Raw genomic sequence first — 19,012 nt, forward strand, 5'->3', positions numbered from 1 at the left:
CAGAATCTCGAAGCGGGCAAAAATTAAATGAAGAAATCCAGGCGGAAATAGATCGGCGCTTCACGCTCGGTCAGCGCGTCCGGTCGTTCCAGGGAATGCGCGAAAGTCACGCTGGCGGCCACATGCTGACCACGGGCGAACAACTCCAGCGAGTTGCTCGACATGCGCCCGTGCTGATCGCCGTTGTAGCGATCGCCGCGAATTACGCCCTGGTCGTAACCGAGGCTGGTGCCGTACTCGGCGAACACCGGTTGCAGCCATTCGGCAGTCACCGGGCGGCTCCAGCGCAGGTCGTTGCGCCAGTAGCCGCCGCTGTCGCCGGACAGCGACTGATCCTTGTAGCCACGGATCGACGCCGAGCCGCCGAGGCTGGTGCGCTGTGGGCTGAACAGCACATCTTCGCTGCGCTGGCCGGTCATCAGGCTGCTGAAGCTGAAGGACTCACCGAGTAATTTGAACGGCTGCAAATAGCTCAGGGTTGCGCTGTATTTGCGGTAGCGTGCATCCGGTTCGCCGGGGCCGGGATCGTGACTGCCCTGCGCATCGAAAGCGCCGATGCCCTCCTGCATGCCAGCGTCGAAGTTGACGAAAGCGCTGCCGACACGACGGCCGTGGTTGAAGCCGAATTGCGCTTCGCTGATGCGATTGCTGCTCAGTTTGAGTTTGCTGTCTTCGATGAAGTTGTTAGTGCGCAGGTACGAAAGTCCCGCGCTGAGGGAGGTCTTGCTGACCGCGTCGCGATGGATCACGCGCTCGGCGCGCAGCTGATGGTTTTCGCTGTCGCCGGTCTGCTTGAAGTTGTAGCCGTTGGCGGCGATCTGCGAGCGGTACTCGCTCTGGCTGTAGGTGTAACTGAACGTCCACCAGCCCCACGGCAGACTGTAATTGAGCATGGCGTTGTTGGAAGTGTGCTGGTGATCGGTCATCGCATCGTGACCGCCGCGCAGGCTCAATTGGTCAGCCAGACCCAGCGGGCTGTCCCAGTCGAACGATGTGCCCCACTGCTGCTCGCCGGTGCTGCGTTGGCCATCGTTGCTGCGCGACAGGCCGGCGCGCCACGGCTTCTGCGGCGTGTTGGTGACGCGCACTTCGCTGCCGCCGACATTCTGCCCCGGCGCCAGCTCCATTTTGGCCTGGTTGGACGGCAGGCGATTGAGCTGGTCGACCATCTGCTCGATCTCGCGCAGGTTGACCAGTTCACCGCTTTTGCCGGGAAAGGCCATGGCCAGTTCGCGATCCGAGAGCCGGCTGTTTTCTGCGCCCTTCATGCCTTCGAGCTTGCCTTCGACCACGAGCACTTTCAGGTGCCCGGCGGACAGATCCTGTTGCGGCAAATACGCACGACTGGTGACCAGACCTTTTTCGATGTAATGGTCGGTGATGACTTTGAGCAACTCGTTGAGCTGCGGCACGCCGAGGCATTCGCCGATATAGGGCTTGAGCAGGCGCGCCTTTTCACGCTCCGAAAGGCTGTCGGCGCCCTTGAGCTCGATGTCCTTGATGGTGAAGCAGCGAGTGTCGACGGGGGTTGTCGGCTGTACGGGTTTGGCGTCTTTGCCGGGCAGATCCTTGAGTTCTTCGAGGCGCCGCTGCTGCTCTTCGAGCAAACGGTTCTGACGTTCGCGGATCAGATCGGTTTCACCAGGAGTGGGCGCGGCCCAGGCAGATTCAAGCGGAGAAAGGCAGAGCAGCGCCAGGCACAACCGCGCCGTGAAGGCGGGTGAAAACATGTTCGATCCCTCGACATAAAAGGTGACATCAAATTAGTGGCGCGATATTAGATGGCCATCATTTTGACGTCAAACTTAAGTTTGTACCTCTCATCGGGGATTACCGCGCTTTCATACGGATGAAACCAGCACCTGCGTACAAGTGGCGGGCGCACTTTGCGCGGATAGTGGCCGTTGCCCATTCGGCATCTATTCTTGCCACACACGATCACAAGGAGTTTGCATGAGCACCTTCAAGACCCAAGACGGCACCGAGATCTATTACAAGGACTGGGGCAGCGGCAAGCCCGTGCTGTTCAGCCACGGCTGGCCGCTGGATGCCGACATGTGGGAATACCAGATGGAATACCTCAGCAGTCGCGGCTATCGCACCATCGCCTTCGACCGCCGTGGTTTCGGGCGCTCCGATCAACCATGGACCGGCTACGACTACGACACTTTCGCCGATGACATCGCAGGCCTGATCAACCATTTGGATCTGCGCGACGTGACCCTGGTCGGCTTCTCCATGGGTGGCGGCGACGTCAGCCGCTACATCGCCCGCCACGGCAGCGAGCGCGTTGCCGGCCTGGTATTGCTCGGTGCGGTCACGCCGTTGTTCGGCAAGAAAGCCGACTTCGCCGACGGCGTCGACAAATCGGTATTCGACGGCATCAAGGCCGGCCTGCTGAAAGATCGTGCGCAATTCATTGCTGACTTCAACGCGCCGTTCTACGGCACCAATCAGGGCCAGAAAGTCTCTGACGGCGTGCTCACGCAAACCCTGAATATCGCGCTGCTGGCGTCGCTCAAGGGCACCGTCGATTGCGTGACCGCGTTCTCGGAAACCGACTTCCGCCCGGACATGGCCAAGATCGATGTGCCGACCCTGGTGATCCATGGCGACGGCGACCAGATCGTGCCGTTCGAAACCACCGGCAAGCAGGCCGTCGCGCAAATCAAGGGCGCCGAATTGAAGGTTTACGCAGGCGCGCCGCACGGCTTTGCCGTGACCCATGCGCAGGCGTTGAATGAGGATCTGCTGGCGTTCCTCAATCGGTAATCCCGCCCGGCAAAAGCCGTAGCCAGATGCTGATGAACCAAGGCCCGCGCGATGCGGGCCTTGTGTTTTGCGCTATGGTATTTTTCTGCGTCCACTACCCGGAGAAGGAAATCCAATGCTGCGAATACTCGGCAAAGCCTCATCGATCAACGTGCGCAAAGTGTTGTGGACCTGTGCCGAACTGGACATTCCCTTCGAGCGCGAGGACTGGGGTTCGGGCTTCAAGTCGCCGAACACGCCGGAGTTTCTCGCGCTCAACCCCTGCGCCATGGTGCCGGTGATTCAGGATGGCGATTTCGCCCTCTGGGAATCCAACACAATCATTCGTTATCTGGCGACGCGTTACGGCGGCGCCCATCTGTATCCGGCCGAGCCCATCGCCCGCGCGCGGGTCGATCAGTGGATTGACTGGCAGGCCTCGGAGCTGAATCGCTCGTGGTCGTACCCGCTGATGGCGCTGGTGCGCAAGTCACCGGACTATCAGGATCGCGATGCCTTGGCTGCGGGCTGTCGGGACTGGACGCGCAACATGGAAATCCTCGATCGCCAACTGGAGAAGACCGGCGCTTACGTCAGTGGCGAGCAGTTTTCCCTGGCGGACATTCCGATCGGGCTGTCGGTCAATCGCTGGTTCGAAACGCCGCTCGATCACGGGGATCTGGCTGCGGTGCGCGCCTATTACGATCGCTTGAATCAGCGCGACGGTTATCGTTTGTACGGGCGCAATGGCACGCCATAAAGATGCGCTCGATCAGGCTTGCTCACGCACCACGCCCCGCTCTTCAAGCAAGCGCACGAACATGCTCAGACTGCGCGACACCGTGCCCCGGCGCCACACCAGCCAAGTGGTCAGATAGCGGAAGTCTGCGGTCAGCGGCCAGACGCTGACCGTCGCGCTGCCGGGCATGCTCTGCAGCATTTTGCGCGGCATCAGTGCCAGGCCGGCACCGGCGCTGACGCAGGCGAGCATGCCGTGGTAGGACTCCATTTCGAAGATCTTGCCGGGTACGGCAGCGTCGGTGCTGAACCATTTTTCGAAATGGTGACGGTAGGAACAGTTGGAGCGGAAGGCGTAGATATTCTCGCCGTTCACGTCCGCCGCACGTTCGACCGGTGAATGATTGAGCGGCGCGATGATGACCATTTCCTCCTCGAACGCCGGTACACCTTCCAGCGCCGGATGCAGCACCGGGCCGTCGACGAATGCCGCAGCCAGACGCCCGGACAGCACGCCGTCGATCATCGTCCCCGATGGCCCGGTGGACAGGTCGAGGTCGACCTTCGGGTGCTGCTGGTTGTACGCCGCCAACAGTTCGGGAATACGCACTGCTGCGGTACTTTCCAGCGAGCCCAACGGGAACGCGCCCTGGGGTTCCTCACCCGCCACCGTGGCTCGAGCTTCCTGCACCAGATCGAGAATGCGCCGGGTGTATTCGAGAAAACTCCACCCGGCCGGTGACAGGCGCAGACGGCTTTTCTCACGGATAAACAAATCGACGCCGAGGTCCTGCTCCAGCTGTTTGATCCGCGTGGTCAGGTTCGACGGCACGCGATGAATGTGCGTGGCGGCAGCGCTGATGCTGCCGTGCTCGGCCACGGCCTTGAAGATTTCCAGTTGCACCAGATCCACAGTCATTCTCCAATCGTGAAGGACACGCTCTTTATTATTCAGTTTCCAGAAAACTAACGCCACCCTACTCTAGGCCCATCCGACGAACCTACAGGACAACGTCAATGAGCCAGATTTCCAGCCAGACCCACGCCATCTCCATCAACCCTGCCACCGGCGAGCAGATCGGTCATTACGCGTTTGAATCCGCCGCCGCCCTTGATGCGGCACTGACTCGCGCTGCCTTCGCTTTCGGCAAGTGGAAGCGCAAGCCGCTGCAGGATCGTTCGCGCCTTTTGACCGCACTCGCCGGCGCGCTGCGTGAAACCTCAGAAGCGATGGCGACCATGATCACCCAGGAAATGGGCAAGCCGATCGCCCAGGCCCGTGGCGAAATCGAGAAATGCGCCAAGCTCTGCGAGTGGTACGCCGAACACGGCCCGGCCATGCTCGACGCCGAAGCCACCCAGGTTGAAGGCGGCAAGGCGCGCATCGAGTACCGTCCGCTGGGGCCGATTCTGGCGGTGATGCCGTGGAACTTCCCGATCTGGCAAGTGCTGCGCGGCGCGGTGCCGACGTTGATCGCTGGCAACACTTACGTGCTCAAGCATGCGCCGAACGTGATGGGCAGCGCTTACCTGCTGCGCGATGCGTTTGTCCGCGCCGGTTTTCCCGATGGCGTGTTTGAAGTGATCAACGTCACCCTGGAAGGCGTTTCCAGCGCCATCGCCGATCCGCGCATCGCCGCCGTGACCCTGACCGGCAGCGTCCGCGCCGGCATGGCCATCGGTGCTCAGGCCGGTGCGGCATTGAAGAAATGCGTGCTGGAACTGGGCGGCTCCGATCCGTTCATTGTGCTCAACGATGCGGATCTGGATGAGGCGGTGCACGCGGCGGTGGTCGGCCGTTATCAGAATTCCGGCCAGGTCTGCGCGGCTGCCAAACGTCTGATCATCGAACAAGGCGTGGTCGAGGAATTCACCCGCAAGTTCGTTGAAGCGACACGCCAGTTGAAGATGGGCGATCCGCTGGAGGCCGACACTTACATCGGGCCAATGGCGCGGTTCGATCTGCGTGATGAACTCGATCAGCAAGTGCGCGATACCCTTGAAGAAGGCGCGACCCTGTTGCTCGGTGGCGGCAAGGTCGAGGGCGCTGGCAACTACTACGAGCCGACGATACTGGCCGATGTCACCGACCGCATGACCTCGTTCAAGCAGGAGCTGTTCGGCCCGGTCGCTTCCATCATCACCGCCCGCGATTGCGCACACGCCGTGGCCTTGGCCAACGACAGCGATTTCGGCCTGACTGCCACGATCTACACCGCCAACGTCGCGCTGGCCGAGCAACTGACCAGCGAACTGGACACCGGCGGCGTGTTCATCAACGGCTACTCCGCCAGCGACCCGCGCGTGACCTTCGGCGGCGTGAAGAAGAGCGGCTTCGGTCGTGAGCTGTCGCACTTTGGCGTACGCGAATTCTGCAATGCGCAAACCGTATGGCTGGATCGTAAATAAGCCTGGCGCTGTAAACCTGTGGGAGCGAGCCTGCTCGCGAAAGCGTCCTGTCAGTCACTGCTGCATCGTCTGACACACCTCTTCGCGAGCAGGCTCGCTCCCACAGGGGCACGGCTGCGCAGATGATTTGGGGCACGACTCCCACATGCTCTGCTTCGATTTACAGATATTTCAGCCAGCTGATGTCGCGGCGCCGCGCTTTCAATGCAGAGAACCAGCGCACTGCCGGGAACAGCACCACGGCAAGAACCACTGCCGCCAGCCACACCGCCGTCACCGTCGAAAAGCCAAAATAGCTTCCCTGATTCAGGCCAAACAGCGCCACGCCAATCAGGTACAACACCTTCAACACGTACAAGTGCAGCAGATAGAAAAACATCGGCGCCGAACCGAACACCGTCAGCCAGCCAATCCAGCGGCGACTCTGCACGCGCTCAAAGGCGAGCAACAGCAACAGCCCTACGCTCACAGTCAGCGCGATGAACAGCAGCGACGGCGGGTATTTGGTGATATTGAAAAAGCTCATCAGCGTCTGCACCAGCGAATCGCTGATCGCCCACGGCTTTTCGCCGTAGCCATTGATCAAGCGCAGCGCCACAAAGCCCAGCAATCCAGCGACCCCGGCAATCAGCAAACGACGCTGACGCACCGCCGCGTCCATGCCGCGAGCAAACCACGGCCCCAGCGCATAGCCCAGGCCGATTACACCAATCCACGGCAGCAGCGGGTACGAGGTGCGCAGGCGCAGGTTTTCGCTGATCTCGATCCAGCCGCGGTCGTGCAGAATCGCCCAAGGCACATGCATCGCCGACTCGACCGGAAAATGCACCGCGTCGAGCAGGTTGTGCCCGGCGATGATCGCCACGCTCAGCGTCAGCAACAGCGCACGTGGCAACCAGACCAGCAGCGCCAGCGCGATCATGCTCAGGCCGATCGCCCAGATCACTTGCAGGTAGATCACGCTCGGCGGCAACTGGAAGGTCCAGGCGAAGTTGACCAAAGTGAATTCGAGCGCCACCAGAAACAATCCGCGCTTGAACAGAAACGCGCTGACATCGGCTTTGCCGGCGTATTTTTCACCGTACAGCCATGCCGACAGGCCGGTCAGCAAGACAAATACCGGCGCACACAAATGCGCCAATGTGCGGCTGAAAAACAGCGCCGGCTCGGTGCTGGCGATGTCCATCGGATCGGAGACCTGTCGGTGCAACAGGAAGGTTTCGCGTACGTGATCGAGCAGCATGAACAGGATCACCAGGCCTCTGAGCGCATCAATGGATAGCAGCCGGCCAGTCGTCAATGGGGCAGAACGGGGAAGCACAAGGGTCATGGGTCTTTCGCAATCGAGAGGAATAACACCGGACAGCCACAACGCCGCCCGCAAATTTCGCGTTACCTTATAACATCAGAATAACAAAACCCAAACATCCAGCATCGAAGTTGCCCATCAGCGCCAGCCTTCTATAGTGAACAGATCCGCCCTGCCCTTGAGCGCTGTCCATGGTCAACACCGAACACCTGATCATCTGCGAGCACTGTGATTGCGTGTACGAGAAAGTCGTGCTCGGCAAACACCAGAAAACCCTGTGCGTGCGCTGCGGTGGCGTGCTGCAGCGCTTCAATGGCCTGACCATCGAGCAGCGTCTGGCCCTGACGTTCACGGCGGCGATGCTGTGGCTGTTCGCCAATTTCTATCCGGTGATGAGCATCAGCCTCAAAGGCATGAAGAACAGTGCGACCCTTTGGGATTCGGTGCTCGCGCTGAGCCAGGGGCCGATCACCTTTATCGCCATGGTCGCGGCGATCGCAATCATCATCGCCCCGGCATTTCAGTTGGTGTTGCTGGTCTGGGTGTTGAGTTTTGCCCTCGGCCTGCGTCGCGCACCGGGGTTCAATCTGTGCATGCGCTGGCTGGAAACCCTGCGCCCGTGGAGCATGCTCGAGGTGTGTCTGCTGGGGGCGATGGTCGCGGTGTTCAAACTCGCCGGCCTGCTCGATGTGCTGCCGGGGATCGGCCTGTTCGCCCTGGCGGTGCTGAGCCTGATGATGATCCGCATTGCCGGCCGTGACATCCGTGAACTTTGGGACATTTTATGAAGCGTCCACCGACCGCCAGCGAACTCAACCTGTGCCTGTGCCACAGCTGTGGTTTGGCCTGTGACATGACCGACGAGCCCCACGAATGCCCGCGCTGTGATGCGCCGTTGCATCGGCGCAAGACCAATTCGCTGACGCGCACCTGGGCGTACATGCTCGCCGCGCTGGCCTTTTATGTTCCGGCGAACCTGCTGCCGGTGATGAACACAGTGATGCTCGGCAACGGCGCCGACAGCACGATCATGAGCGGCGTGCTGGAGTTCTGGGAGGCCGGGGCGTGGGACATCGCCCTGATCATTTTCATCGCCAGTATCGCGGTGCCGGGGGTCAAGTTCGTCGCCCTGACCTTGCTGCTGGTCACCGTACAGCGCAACAGCGATTGGGCGCGCAGGGAGCGTTCCAAGCTGTATCGCTTCGTCGAGCTGATCGGCTACTGGTCGATGCTCGATGTGCTGGTGGTCGCGCTGGTCGCGGCGCTGGTGAAATTCCAGGCGCTGGGCGATATCGAGCCACGACCGGGCATCCTGTTCTTCGGCCTGGTCGTGGTGTTCACCATGCTCGCGGCGATGAGTTTCGATCCGCGCCTGATCTGGGACCAGGACACCGGCGACACGCTCAGCGACGCAGCGTCTCCAGCAACACCTGCAACGGATGGCGCAGCGCCTGATCCGACTGGCGCTTGACCTGGCTGCGGCAGGAGTAGCCGGTCGCCAACGCCTCGCCCTGCTCCGTCGGAGCCTGCACCTGACGCGCCCACGATTGCTCGTAAATGATTGCCGAGGTCTGGCGATTGCGTGCTTCGTGGCCGTAAGTACCGGACATGCCGCAGCAACCGGTAGCCTGCGTGGCCAGCTTCAGACCGGCACGTTCGAAGACCTGTTCCCACTGGCGGGTCGCGGCCGGCGCGTTGGTTTTCTCCGTGCAATGGGCGAGCAGACGGAACGCTTTGGGCTGAGCCTCAGGCGCCTGCTCCGGCATGACCTTGAGTAACCATTCCTGCACCAGCGCCACTTCAGGACATTCATTCAAGCCCGGCACTTTCAGGTATTCCTGGCGATAGACCAGAGTCATCGCCGGATCCAGCCCCAGCAAGGGCACGCCGGTCTGCGCCAGTGCCTGCAATTGCCCAGCGTTGCGCAACGCCGCCCGATTGAACGCCGAGAGAAAGCCCTGCACATGCAGCGGTTTGCCGTTGGCGCTGAACGGCGCGAGATAGACCTGATAACCCAGACGCGAAATCAGCTCGACCAGATCCGCCAACAACGGCGCTTCGAAGTAGCGGGTGAAGGCGTCCTGCACGATGACCACGCTGCGTTCGCGTTGCTCCGGGGTCAGTGCCGACAGCGTTGCAACCGTTGCTGGCTGCACCTGCCAACGGCGCATCGCTGCGTGGAAATCGAAACGGCTGAGCAACGGCACATCGACCATGCCACCAATACGCGCCAACGCGCTGCGCACAAAGTCCGCGCCCATGACACCGTTGTACAGCCCCGGAATCCGCGCCATGTACGGAATGGTGTATTCCAGCGAAGCAATAAGGTAATCCCGTGCCGGACGCAGATAACGGCTGTGATACAGCTCAAGAAAGCGCGAGCGGAATTCCGGCACGTTGACCTTCACCGGGCACTGCCCCGCGCAGGATTTACAGGCCAGACAACCGGCCATGGCGTCATACACTTCGTGGGAGAAGTCCGCCGACGGATCGCGACTGTTGCGCCAGCGCTGCCACAGCGAGCGGAAAAACGCCGGTTTGCGAATCGCATCCGAGAGCACATCGACGCCCGCCTCGCCCTGCAACCGTAGCCATTCGCGAATCAGCGAAGCGCGGCCCTTGGGCGACTGCGCGCGTTCGCGGGTGGCTTTCCACGACGGGCACATGGCGTCATCGGGATCGAAGTTGTAGCAGGCGCCGTTGCCATTGCAGTGCATGGCGGCGCCGTAGCTTTGCCAGACTTTCTCGTCGATCTGCCGATCCAGCTCGCCGCGCAGGGTCACTTCGTCAATTTTCAGTAGCGCTGCACCGCTGTTGGCCGGCGTGGCGATTTTGCCCGGATTGAACTGGTTGAACGGGTCGAACGCCGCTTTCAAGGCTTGCAGCGCCGGGTACAATTCGCCGAAGAATGCCGGCGCGTACTCCGAACGCAGGCCCTTGCCATGCTCGCCCCAGAGCAGGCCGCCGTAGCGCTGGGTCAACGCGGCGACGCCATCGGACACCGGACGAACCAGCGCCGCTTGCTGCGGGTCTTTCATGTCGAGGATCGGCCGCACGTGCAGTACGCCGGCGTCGACATGGCCGAACATGCCGTACTGCAAACCGTGGCTATCGAGCAAGTCGCGCAGTTCGGCGATGTATTCGGCCAAGTGCTGCGGCGGCACCGCGGTGTCTTCAACGAACGGCTGCGGGCGGGCTTCGCCGGCGACATTGCCGAGCAGGCCCACCGCCCGTTTGCGCATGCCATAGACCTTGTTCACCGCTGCCTGACCAACCGCCAGCGTATGCCCGAGTCGCTCCACGGTGCGGTCGTTTTGCAGATGTTCGAGGAACGCTTCGATGCGGCGTTGCAGATCTTCGGGATCGTCACCGCAGAACTCGACCAGATTGATGCCCAGAGTCGGCCGCTCAGCGTTTTCCGGAAAATATTCGGCAACGCCGTGCCAGACGATGTCCTGCATCGCCAACAGCAAGACTTTGGAGTCGACGGTTTCAATCGACAACGGCTTGAGCGCCATCAACGCCCGCGCATCGCGCAAGGCATCCATGAACCCGGCGTAGCGGATGTTGACCAGCATGGTGTGCTTGGGAATCGGCAGCACATTGAGTCGCGCTTCGACAACAAAGCCAAGCGAGCCTTCAGCGCCACAGAGCACGCTGTTGAGGTTGAAGCGCTGATCGGCCTCGCGCAGATGCGCCAGGTCATAACCGGTCAGGCAGCGGTTGAGATCGGGAAAGCGTGCCTTGATCAGCTCGCCCTGTTCATCAATGATCTGCCGCGCACAACGATAGACTTCGCCGACGCGATCATCGCGGGCGCACTGCGCTGCAAGCTCATCCTCGGCCAGCGGCAGGCCGTGCAGACGCTCGCCGCCGCGCAGGATCATCTCCAGCTCCAGCACATGGTCGCGGGTCTTGCCGTAGGTGCAACTGCCCTGGCCGCTGGCGTCGGTGTTGATCATGCCGCCGACCGTGGCGCGGTTCGAGGTCGACAGTTCCGGAGCAAAAAACAGCCCGGAGGATTTCAACGCGGCGTTGAGCTGATCCTTGACCACCCCGGCCTGTACGCGCACCCAGCGTTGTTCAACGTTGATTTCCAGAATGCGGTTCATGTGCCGCGACAGGTCGACGACGATGCCGTCCGTCAGCGATTGGCCGTTGGTACCGGTGCCACCGCCACGCGGGGTGATCACCACTTTCTCGTACGCCGGTTCGGCAATCAGCCGTGCGACACGTGCCACATCGTCCGCATCCAGCGGAAACACCGCCGCTTGCGGCAAGCGCTGATAGATCGAGTTGTCGGTCGCAAGCACCACGCGGCTGGCGTAATCGGCGCTGATTTCCCCGCGAAAGCCGCTCTCTTTCAGGGCGGCGAGGAATTGTTGGTAATCGCCGGTCAGGGCTTTGGCAGGCGACAGCTGGGCAATCATCAGTCAGGTCATCTCGGGCAAATCGGGTTGTGTGGCGGTGAACAGTTGTGCGCAAGGAATGATTGCGTCAGGCTCCGCCATCTGATTGCGCCCATGTTCATTGCTGGTCAGCCATGGAACAAGCGTAATTTCGACCCGCTATCGATGAGTTTTACGAATGAACCCGCGCACCCTCACACCGTCCATGTCGCTGCTGCTGGCTTTCGAGGCCGCCGCTCGCCACGAGAGCTACACCCGCGCCGCCCATGAGCTGTCACTGACGCAGAGCGCGGTCAGTCGCCAGGTACAGATTCTCGAGAAGATGCTCGGCATGCGCCTGTTCAGCCGCGAAGGCCGGCAGGTGGTGCTGACGGATGTCGGGCGCATGTATCAGCGCGAGCTCAGCGAAGCCCTCGGGCAGATCCGCAGCGCAACCTTGCAGGCGATGGCGTTTGGTTCGGGCATCCATAGCCTGCGCCTGGCGACGCTGCCAACCTTCGGTTCGAAATGGCTGCTGCCACGGTTGAAGGATTTCTACACGGCGCACCCGGGCATGACCGTGCACCTACACTCGCGGATCGAAACCATCGATTTCGACACCAGCGAAATCGACGCGGCCATCTGCGTCGGCGGCGGTGAGTGGCCAGGCCTGACCGCCCTGCCCCTGCACACCGAAGAATTGGTGGCGATTGCCAGCGCGCAGTTGTCGGCAACGGAACACGAGGAGGCCGAGCGACACATTGCCGGGCAGTTGTTGCTCAACGTCAGCAGCAATGCCCAGGCGTGGGCGGAATGGTTCAGCCATCACCAACTGCCACATCGCAGCATGCGGATCGGGCCGAGCTTCGAAATGACCTCGCACTTGATTCAGGCGGTACGCGCCAATATCGGCGTGGGCCTGGTGCCGCGGATTCTGGTCGAAGATGAGTTGCTCAAGGGCGAGTTGCTGCAACTGGGCGAGCCGATTACCAGCCGCCGCAGCTATTACCTGGTGTATCCGCCGCGCAATGAGAATTTGCCTTCGTTGAGAGCGTTTCGGGATTGGCTGGTTGATACCCTCTGAACGATCGCGTCGCGGCCATTCGCGAGCAGGCTCGCTCCCACAGGGAAATGTATGCCAAGTGTGGGAGCGAGCCTGCTCGCGAAGAGGCCAGTCGCAACGACCTCAAAACCTCGGCTTGACCGCCCGCCAATCCGCCTTGTACCGCTGCATCTGCCGCACATCATCCCTCTGGCGAATCCCGCACGTCAGGTACTGATCATGCAGCTTGGCCAGTTGCTCATGGTCCAGTTCCAACCCCAACCCCGGCGCACGGGTGATCTTCACGCAGCCATCGACAATCGGCAGCTTGCCGCCCTTGATCACTTCCTCGTCCGGCTCCTGCCACGGGTAGTGGGTGTCGCAGGCGTAATCCAGATTCGGCACCGCCGCCGCCACATGGGCCATGGCCATCAGGCTGATGCCCAAGTGCGAGTTGGAATGCATCGACACGCCGAGGCCAAACACATCGCACATTTTTGCCAGCGTCTGCGTATCCCGCAGGCCACCCCAGTAATGGTGGTCGGCGAGGACGATCTGCACGCTATTCTGCGCAACGCTGCGGCGGAACTCGTCGAAATCAGTGACGACCATATTGGTCGCCAGGGGCAGACCGGTGCGTTTGTGCAGTTCGGCCATGCCATCAAGGCCCGGGGTCGGGTCTTCGTAATACTGCAGATCATCGCCGAGCAGTTCGGCCATGCGAATTGCCGTCTCCAGTGACCAATTGCCGTTCGGGTCGATGCGCAGCGGAAAACCCGGAAAGGCTTTTTTCAGCGCCTTGATGCAAGCCACTTCATGCTCCGGCAGCAAAGTGCCGGCCTTGAGCTTGATGCTCTTGAATCCGTACGCTTCGATCATCCGCGCTGCCTGCGCGACGATCTGTTGCTCGCTCAGCGCCTCGCCCCAGTTGTCCGGCTTGTAGGGCGAGTCGATATGTTCGGCGTATTTAAAAAACAGGTAGGCGCTGAACGGCACTTCATCGCGGATCGCCCCGCCGAGCAGATCCACCAGCGGCACGTTCAGGTAGTGCGCCTGCAAATCGAGAAACGCCACTTCGAATGCCGAGTAGGCATTGCTCACCGCTTTGCTGGCGTGGGAACCGGGGGCCAGTTCGGCGCCAGCGACGCTGGCGGGTTTATTCGCCGCCACGGTGGCCTGCACGATCGCGCGCAATTGATTGAGGTTGAACGGGTCGAGGCCGATCAACTGGCTCTGCAATTGTTGCTGGATCGCCAGCGCCGGTGCATCGCCGTAGCTTTCGCCGAGGCCGATGTAGCCGTTGTCACTTTCAATCTCGATGATCGAGCGCAGGGCAAAGGGTTCGTGGATGCCGCTGGCGTTGAGCAGTGGCGGATCACGAAAGGCAATCGGGGTGACGCTGACGCGGGTGATTTTCAAGATAACGCTCCTGACAGATCAACAATCGATTCAGTGGCTCGCAGCCGGACGAGCCGGCACGACAACGGCGGCTTCGTCACTTGGCTTTGCCTGGGTTTTACCTTTGGCACCAGGCGCCGTGCGGGCGAAGAAGATCACCACGGCGGCGACCAGCGATGTCGCCGCCAGGCCGTACAGGCCGCCCTCGATGGAACCGGTGGTTTGTTCGAGAATGCCGAACGCGGTCGGCGCGACAAAGCCGCCAAGGTTACCGATGGAATTGATCAGCGCGATGACCGCCGCAGCGATGCGCGCATCCAGATAACTTTGCGGTATCGGCCAGAACAGCGCCGACGCCGCTTTGAAACCGATAGCGGCGAAGCAGATGGCGACGAAGGCGAACACCGGCCCGCCGGTGGTCGACATGAACATACCGATGGCGGCGATCACCAGGGTCAGCGCGACCCAGGCCTGCTGGAATTTCCATTTGCCGGCCATCGCTGCGAAGACGTACATGGCGACAATCGAAATGATCCACGGAATCGAATTGAGCAGCCCGACCTGAAAATCGCCCAGGTTGCCCATCTTCTTGATCATGCTCGGCAACCAGAACGTCGCGCCGTAAATGGTCAGGGCAATAGAGAAATAGATGAAGCAGAACAGCGCAATCTGCCGGTCGGCCAACAGCTTGAACATCGACGGCTTGGCGACTTGTACCGCTTCGCGAGCGCGCTGCTCCTCGGCAATCGCCGCGACCAATGCGTCTCGCTCCTCCTCGCTCAGCCACTTGGCTTGACGCGGGTGCGATTGCAGCCAGAACCAGACGAAAGCACACAACACCACCGACGCTGCGCCTTCGATGAGAAACATCCACTGCCAGCCGTGCATGCCCAGTCCGCTGATATGCAACAGCGCACCGGACACCGGTCCGGAAATCACCGAGGCAATCGCTGAGCCGCTGAGAAACACCGCCATGGTTTTGCCGCGCTCGGACGCTGGCAGCCATTGGGTGAAGTAATAAATGATCCCCGGGAAAAACCCGGCCTCGGCCGCACCGAGAATAAAGCGCAGCACGTAGAAACTGGTTTCACCTTGAACAAACGCCATGGCCATGGCCGCAGCGCCCCAGGTAAACATGATCCGGGTCAGCCAGGCCCGCGCGCCGTAGCGCTGCAACAGCATGTTGGACGGCACTTCGAACAGTGCGTAACCGATGAAAAACAGCCCGGCGCCCAGTCCATAGGCCGCTGCGCCGATACCCAGATCGGTCTCCAGATGGCTGCGCACGAAACCGATGTTGACCCGGTCGATGTAGTTGACGATGAACATCACCACGAACAGCGGCAGCACGTGGCGTTTGACCTTGGCGGCGGCGCGGGCGAGCACCGTGATGTCCGGTGGACTCTGAAGGGTTTTCAAGGGGCGACTCCCGATCTTGTTTTTTTAGGGATGACTTGAAGCAATGAGCCGATCATGGACGTCGCGCATTGATCCCGTCTAATCTAAACAGGCATTCGATTGATACCCGGATTAGATCAATGTTCGAGCTCACCCAACTGCGCTGTTTCACCACGGTCGCCACCGAACTCAACTTCCGCCGCGCCGCCGAGCGCCTGAACATGACCCAGCCGCCGCTGAGTCGGCAGATTCAGCTGCTGGAGCATCACCTTGGCGTCGAATTGTTTACCCGCAGCACCCGAAGCGTTGCTCTGACGGCAGCGGGCCGGGCGTTTTTCGTTGAGGCGCAGAATCTGCTGGAGCGCGCCCAGCAAGCAGCGATCACCGCACGCCGGTTTGCCGAGGGCGACATTGGTTCGGTGAACATCGCATTCGTCGGCAGCGCGGTGTATGAGTTTCTGCCCAAGGTGATCGCCGAAGCGCGACTAAAACAGCCTCAGGTGAAAATCGATCTGGCGGAGATGAACACCTATCAGCAGCACGAGGCCTTGCGTGCCCGCCGCATCGACCTGGGCATTGCCCGGGCGCCATTGCAGGAACCGGGCTATGCCACCGAATGCCTGGTGCGCGAACCGTTTGTGCTGGCGGTGCCGAGCGGGCATCGGTTGGCCAATGCAGCTGAGGTCTCAGTCAACGATCTGGATAAACAACCGTTCCTGATGTACTCCCATGAAGCCTATCCGCCATTCAACGAATTGTTGACCGGCACGCTGCGTTCAGCGCGGGTGGCGCCGGATTACGTGCAGTGGCTGGGCTCGTCGCTGACGATTCTGGCGCTGGTCAACGCTGGCATGGGTCTGGCGCTGGTACCGCGCTGCGCAACCAGCGTGGTCTTCAGGAATGTGGTGTTTCGCGAGATCAATCTGGGCGAAGGGGTGCAGAGCGAGCTGCATCTGATCTGGCGGGAGAACAATGACAACCCGGCGTTCGCGATGTTGCTGGAGGCGATTCGCCGGGCGGTGGTGCAGGGTTGGGGCTGAAGAAGCTTATCGTCTAGACCGTGGTTTCAGAGGCGGCGGCGCACTGGGTCCCTTGATCAAGGGCACGTCCAGCATTTTTCCGTCCGGCCCGACAAAGAGTCGCTCTAAATGCTTTGGCATGGGTTGTGGTGCTCTGGCAGTTGGCATGTTGATCCCTCTGATACTGGGCTGAACTCGACCCATTTGACTTTCGCGGAATCTATCAATAAAAACTCCGCGCCAATAGATACAGGTTGGCCATCATCCGTGAGCCAACGCGGATATTTCATGACGAACTGACCATTGGATGATTCCCGTGGCCACTCGACCGGCCAGCCAAATACGCGCCTTTCGTCGTTTAAATGCAGGGTTATGAAGCGCTCATGCTGGGCGAAAGCGCAGAACCATTCACTGGGGAAAGAAGATTGTTTCGTGACGTTTCGCTTACGTAACCAGCCGTGCAATTTGTCACTCGTAGCCAGGTAACAGGCAAACAAACCCAGCAACAGCGAAAACACAAATGCCCAGAGTGTTTGCGCCCGATCATTCCAGCTTCCTAATGAAACCCCTGTCGAGCCGATCCACAGGCACAGGTTGCCCACTGCCAACACCGCGCCCTGAATCACAAATGTAAATATCAGCGCCTGCACGATCTGCCCAAACGTATCCGGTCGCTTGAATGCAGTGAGGGAATAGAAGATCCAGGTCGATAGAAACCCGGGGATGAGGTACTGCAACAGCGGAATGATTTCCTTGACCAGATCATCCATGATCCGAGGCTCCTTTGAGTCATGCCGATCCCGTCACGGGCCGACATTCAAAGCCTAGTCAAGGATCCGGCAGCGCTTCCCGGATAACTGTCACAGACCATTGCGGTGGCTGGCCGCAGCCTCCATCCCATGAAAAAAGGCAGACAACGAACTTCGGTGTCTGCCTTTTTTGCGAATCGAGCGCCTTTTCTAAAGGCAATCACGCACCGATTGGCGCAGCGACCCGGACTTGGCCCATGGCGGCCCCTGGTAGAGGGACACTTTGCTTCCGTTTTTATATTTGACGATATCGAGAATTTCATCCGCCGTGATGATGCTCGGCGCGGTAATCCGGTAGCCGTTGGAAATCGACGCCTGAGAAGTCTTCGCGACGTCCTTCTGCCACAACGGTAACAAACACGCAGCATATTCCCTGGGAGGCTTTTCACTGGTCTTGCTGAGGTTTGGCTCACCTGGTACCAACGACGCCGGTAACGAGCAACCCGTCAACAGAGCCAGGCTCAAAGTGCCGATCCATACGCGCATGCTGTTTACCTGTTTCGAAAAAACGTGAATGTACCGTTTAACCGTGTGCACATCCATCGTGGCACCCCGCCGTTACCGACGATTGGACAATTTTTCACATCCGTTCAGCCGGGCGTCAGATGACCTGGCTGCATCTGCAAAAATGCGACTACTCTTTTCTACCGAGAATGTTCTGGAGGTGATCATGCGGCTCAATGAATATGAACACGAACTTCAACGGGATCTGCAAAGCGTGGCGTCGGACCTGAGGTGGTCGGCAGTCGACCTCAAGCGCATCGCCGAACAGCTGCGCAAATCCGGTAACGAGGCAGACGCCCAGACTGTGTTGCGTTCTTGCGAAATCCTGCAAAGCGACGAGGAGAGATTGCAGATCTATGCCAAGGAGGTAAAAGCCCGGACCATCAGCCGAATCAAGGTTCACTGAGACGTAGTTCAAACAGCAAGCCCCGGGACGCACCCGGGGCTTTTTCGTTACAACGCGTCAACTGACATTTTGCCTTTGCACCTGCCTGGAACGTTGCCTGTAACCGGGAAGCGCTGCCGCATAGGCCATCGCCTCTTCCCTGCTGGTAAATGACGCCAGTCGATCACCTTCAGTGCAGACCCGCCATGGGCCGTTGTTCACGCTAAGCACGTCGTAACCGTTCATGTGCAGCTTGTTCAGCATTGGAATGCTCATGAGCACCTCCTTTTTGCCAACGGGTATTTTCGGTGTAAGTGCTCACCTTACACCCGCTCCCCGCTGCGCTGTAAACCGGATATCGCGCGCCGTCCCGTCAATAGGCTGGCACTTTTCCGTGTCGAAATGGCTCCCAATTCAGAGGGAACCTTTAAACCCGCATGCGGCTCGAATATTGCGGTTTGATTACAGTTTTATGACACGCACCAGCAGGGCATTCATGAAAGTACGCGCCACCGTCATTTGCGAGCAGGATCGGCACATCCTCCTGGTTCGCAAACCCCGCCATCACTGGTCATTGCCCGGCGGCAAGGTCGAGCCCGGGGAAACCCGTGCGGCGGCGGCCGTGCGCGAATTGCAGGAAGAAACCGGGTTGAATGCTGACGAAGTGCTGTACTTGATGGATCTGCAGTCGGGGAGTACGCGGCATCACGTCTATGAGGCTTCGGTGGTCAACATTGACGATGTCCGCCCACAGAACGAAATCGTCGACTGCATCTGGTTTCCGCTCGATGCCGTGCACAATCTTGAGACCAACGACGCGACACGGCGCATCGTGCGGGCCTTTCAACGGCGTTTATAGCGA

General features: G+C 60.3%; 18 protein-coding genes. 9 read left to right on the forward strand and 9 right to left on the reverse strand.

Annotated features, from left to right (window positions below; genetic code table 11):
- Positions 1 to 23: 23 nt before the first annotated feature.
- A complete protein-coding gene (locus ND528_RS09525) occupies positions 24 to 1,730 on the reverse strand; it encodes a ShlB/FhaC/HecB family hemolysin secretion/activation protein (protein WP_263470187.1) in 1,707 nt (568 codons plus the stop codon).
- Positions 1,731 to 1,953: 223 nt separating this feature from the next.
- Between ND528_RS09525 and ND528_RS09530 the strand changes: the two genes are divergently transcribed.
- Positions 1,954 to 2,772 (forward strand): alpha/beta fold hydrolase, encoded by an 819-nt coding sequence (locus ND528_RS09530; RefSeq protein ID WP_263470188.1) that lies wholly within the window; start codon positions 1,954 to 1,956, stop codon positions 2,770 to 2,772.
- A 115-nt stretch (positions 2,773 to 2,887) separates the two neighbouring features.
- On the forward strand, positions 2,888 to 3,511 hold the full coding sequence (locus ND528_RS09535) for a glutathione S-transferase family protein (RefSeq protein WP_263470189.1): 624 nt from the start codon (positions 2,888 to 2,890) through the stop codon (positions 3,509 to 3,511).
- Between the two features lie 12 nt (positions 3,512 to 3,523).
- Here ND528_RS09535 and ptrR read toward each other — a convergent pair whose 3' ends face one another.
- Positions 3,524 to 4,402 carry a putrescine utilization regulator PtrR gene (gene ptrR / locus ND528_RS09540; protein WP_133336964.1) on the reverse strand — a complete coding sequence of 293 codons (879 nt, stop codon included), beginning with the start codon at positions 4,400 to 4,402 and terminating at the stop codon, positions 3,524 to 3,526.
- A gap of 104 nt (positions 4,403 to 4,506) precedes the next feature.
- Here ptrR and ND528_RS09545 point away from each other — a divergent pair, with 104 nt between their 5' ends.
- Positions 4,507 to 5,898 (forward strand): aldehyde dehydrogenase family protein, encoded by a 1,392-nt coding sequence (locus tag ND528_RS09545; protein WP_263470190.1) that lies wholly within the window; start codon positions 4,507 to 4,509, stop codon positions 5,896 to 5,898.
- Positions 5,899 to 6,058: 160 nt separating this feature from the next.
- Here ND528_RS09545 and ND528_RS09550 read toward each other — a convergent pair whose 3' ends face one another.
- On the reverse strand, positions 6,059 to 7,228 hold the full coding sequence (locus ND528_RS09550) for a DUF1624 domain-containing protein (RefSeq protein ID WP_263470191.1): 1,170 nt from the start codon (positions 7,226 to 7,228) through the stop codon (positions 6,059 to 6,061).
- Positions 7,229 to 7,398: 170 nt separating this feature from the next.
- Between ND528_RS09550 and ND528_RS09555 the strand changes: the two genes are divergently transcribed.
- Positions 7,399 to 7,995 carry a paraquat-inducible protein A gene (locus ND528_RS09555; protein WP_122698064.1) on the forward strand — a complete coding sequence of 199 codons (597 nt, stop codon included), beginning with the start codon at positions 7,399 to 7,401 and terminating at the stop codon, positions 7,993 to 7,995.
- Positions 7,992 to 8,678 carry a paraquat-inducible protein A gene (locus ND528_RS09560; RefSeq protein WP_263470192.1) on the forward strand — a complete coding sequence of 229 codons (687 nt, stop codon included), beginning with the start codon at positions 7,992 to 7,994 and terminating at the stop codon, positions 8,676 to 8,678. The genes ND528_RS09555 and ND528_RS09560 overlap by 4 nt, the downstream gene beginning before the upstream one ends.
- Here ND528_RS09560 and ydiJ read toward each other — a convergent pair.
- Positions 8,611 to 11,637, reverse strand: a complete 3,027-nt coding sequence (gene ydiJ / locus ND528_RS09565) for a D-2-hydroxyglutarate dehydrogenase YdiJ (protein WP_263470193.1) — start codon at positions 11,635 to 11,637, stop codon at positions 8,611 to 8,613. The two genes, ND528_RS09560 and ydiJ, sit on opposite strands and share 68 nt — an antisense overlap.
- A 157-nt stretch (positions 11,638 to 11,794) precedes the next feature.
- Between ydiJ and ND528_RS09570 the strand changes: the two genes are divergently transcribed.
- A complete protein-coding gene (locus ND528_RS09570; RefSeq protein WP_263470194.1) occupies positions 11,795 to 12,679 on the forward strand; it encodes a LysR substrate-binding domain-containing protein in 885 nt (294 codons plus the stop codon).
- A gap of 102 nt (positions 12,680 to 12,781) precedes the next feature.
- Here the strand turns inward: ND528_RS09570 and ND528_RS09575 are convergent, their stop codons facing one another.
- Together ND528_RS09575 and ND528_RS09580 are read right to left on the reverse strand one after the other, a co-directional pair.
- The gene (locus ND528_RS09575; RefSeq protein ID WP_263470195.1) at positions 12,782 to 14,056 is read right to left on the reverse strand and encodes a glucarate dehydratase family protein; all 1,275 of its coding nucleotides are present in this window, start codon (positions 14,054 to 14,056) and stop codon (positions 12,782 to 12,784) included.
- 30 nt (positions 14,057 to 14,086) lie between these two features.
- On the reverse strand, positions 14,087 to 15,454 hold the full coding sequence (locus ND528_RS09580; RefSeq protein WP_263470196.1) for an MFS transporter: 1,368 nt from the start codon (positions 15,452 to 15,454) through the stop codon (positions 14,087 to 14,089).
- 119 nt (positions 15,455 to 15,573) lie between these two features.
- Between ND528_RS09580 and ND528_RS09585 the strand changes: the two genes are divergently transcribed.
- Positions 15,574 to 16,473 carry a LysR family transcriptional regulator gene (locus tag ND528_RS09585; protein ID WP_263470197.1) on the forward strand — a complete coding sequence of 300 codons (900 nt, stop codon included), beginning with the start codon at positions 15,574 to 15,576 and terminating at the stop codon, positions 16,471 to 16,473.
- Positions 16,474 to 16,577: 104 nt separating this feature from the next.
- On the opposite strand, the gene ND528_RS09590 is transcribed toward ND528_RS09585, so the two are convergent.
- Together ND528_RS09590 and ND528_RS09595 are read right to left on the reverse strand one after the other, a co-directional pair.
- Entirely contained in the window at positions 16,578 to 17,222 is a 645-nt protein-coding gene (locus ND528_RS09590; protein ID WP_263470198.1) for a DUF6338 family protein, read from the reverse strand.
- 189 nt (positions 17,223 to 17,411) lie between these two features.
- On the reverse strand, positions 17,412 to 17,747 hold the full coding sequence (locus ND528_RS09595; RefSeq protein ID WP_137214936.1) for a hypothetical protein: 336 nt from the start codon (positions 17,745 to 17,747) through the stop codon (positions 17,412 to 17,414).
- A 184-nt stretch (positions 17,748 to 17,931) separates the two neighbouring features.
- Between ND528_RS09595 and ND528_RS09600 the strand changes: the two genes are divergently transcribed.
- Complete coding sequence (locus ND528_RS09600) at positions 17,932 to 18,171, forward strand: hypothetical protein (RefSeq protein WP_041480783.1); 240 nt, start codon at positions 17,932 to 17,934, stop codon at positions 18,169 to 18,171.
- 57 nt (positions 18,172 to 18,228) lie between these two features.
- Here ND528_RS09600 and ND528_RS09605 read toward each other — a convergent pair whose 3' ends face one another.
- Positions 18,229 to 18,426: a DUF2188 domain-containing protein gene (locus ND528_RS09605; protein WP_263470199.1), complete on the reverse strand. Its 198-nt coding sequence runs from the start codon at positions 18,424 to 18,426 to the stop codon at positions 18,229 to 18,231.
- A 220-nt stretch (positions 18,427 to 18,646) separates the two neighbouring features.
- Here ND528_RS09605 and ND528_RS09610 point away from each other — a divergent pair, with 220 nt between their 5' ends.
- A complete protein-coding gene (locus tag ND528_RS09610; protein WP_130911931.1) occupies positions 18,647 to 19,009 on the forward strand; it encodes an NUDIX hydrolase in 363 nt (120 codons plus the stop codon).
- Positions 19,010 to 19,012 lie beyond the last annotated feature (3 nt).

Source organism: Pseudomonas mercuritolerans, from assembly GCF_025706525.1.
GTDB classification, from domain to species: Bacteria; Pseudomonadota; Gammaproteobacteria; order Pseudomonadales; family Pseudomonadaceae; genus Aquipseudomonas; species Aquipseudomonas mercuritolerans.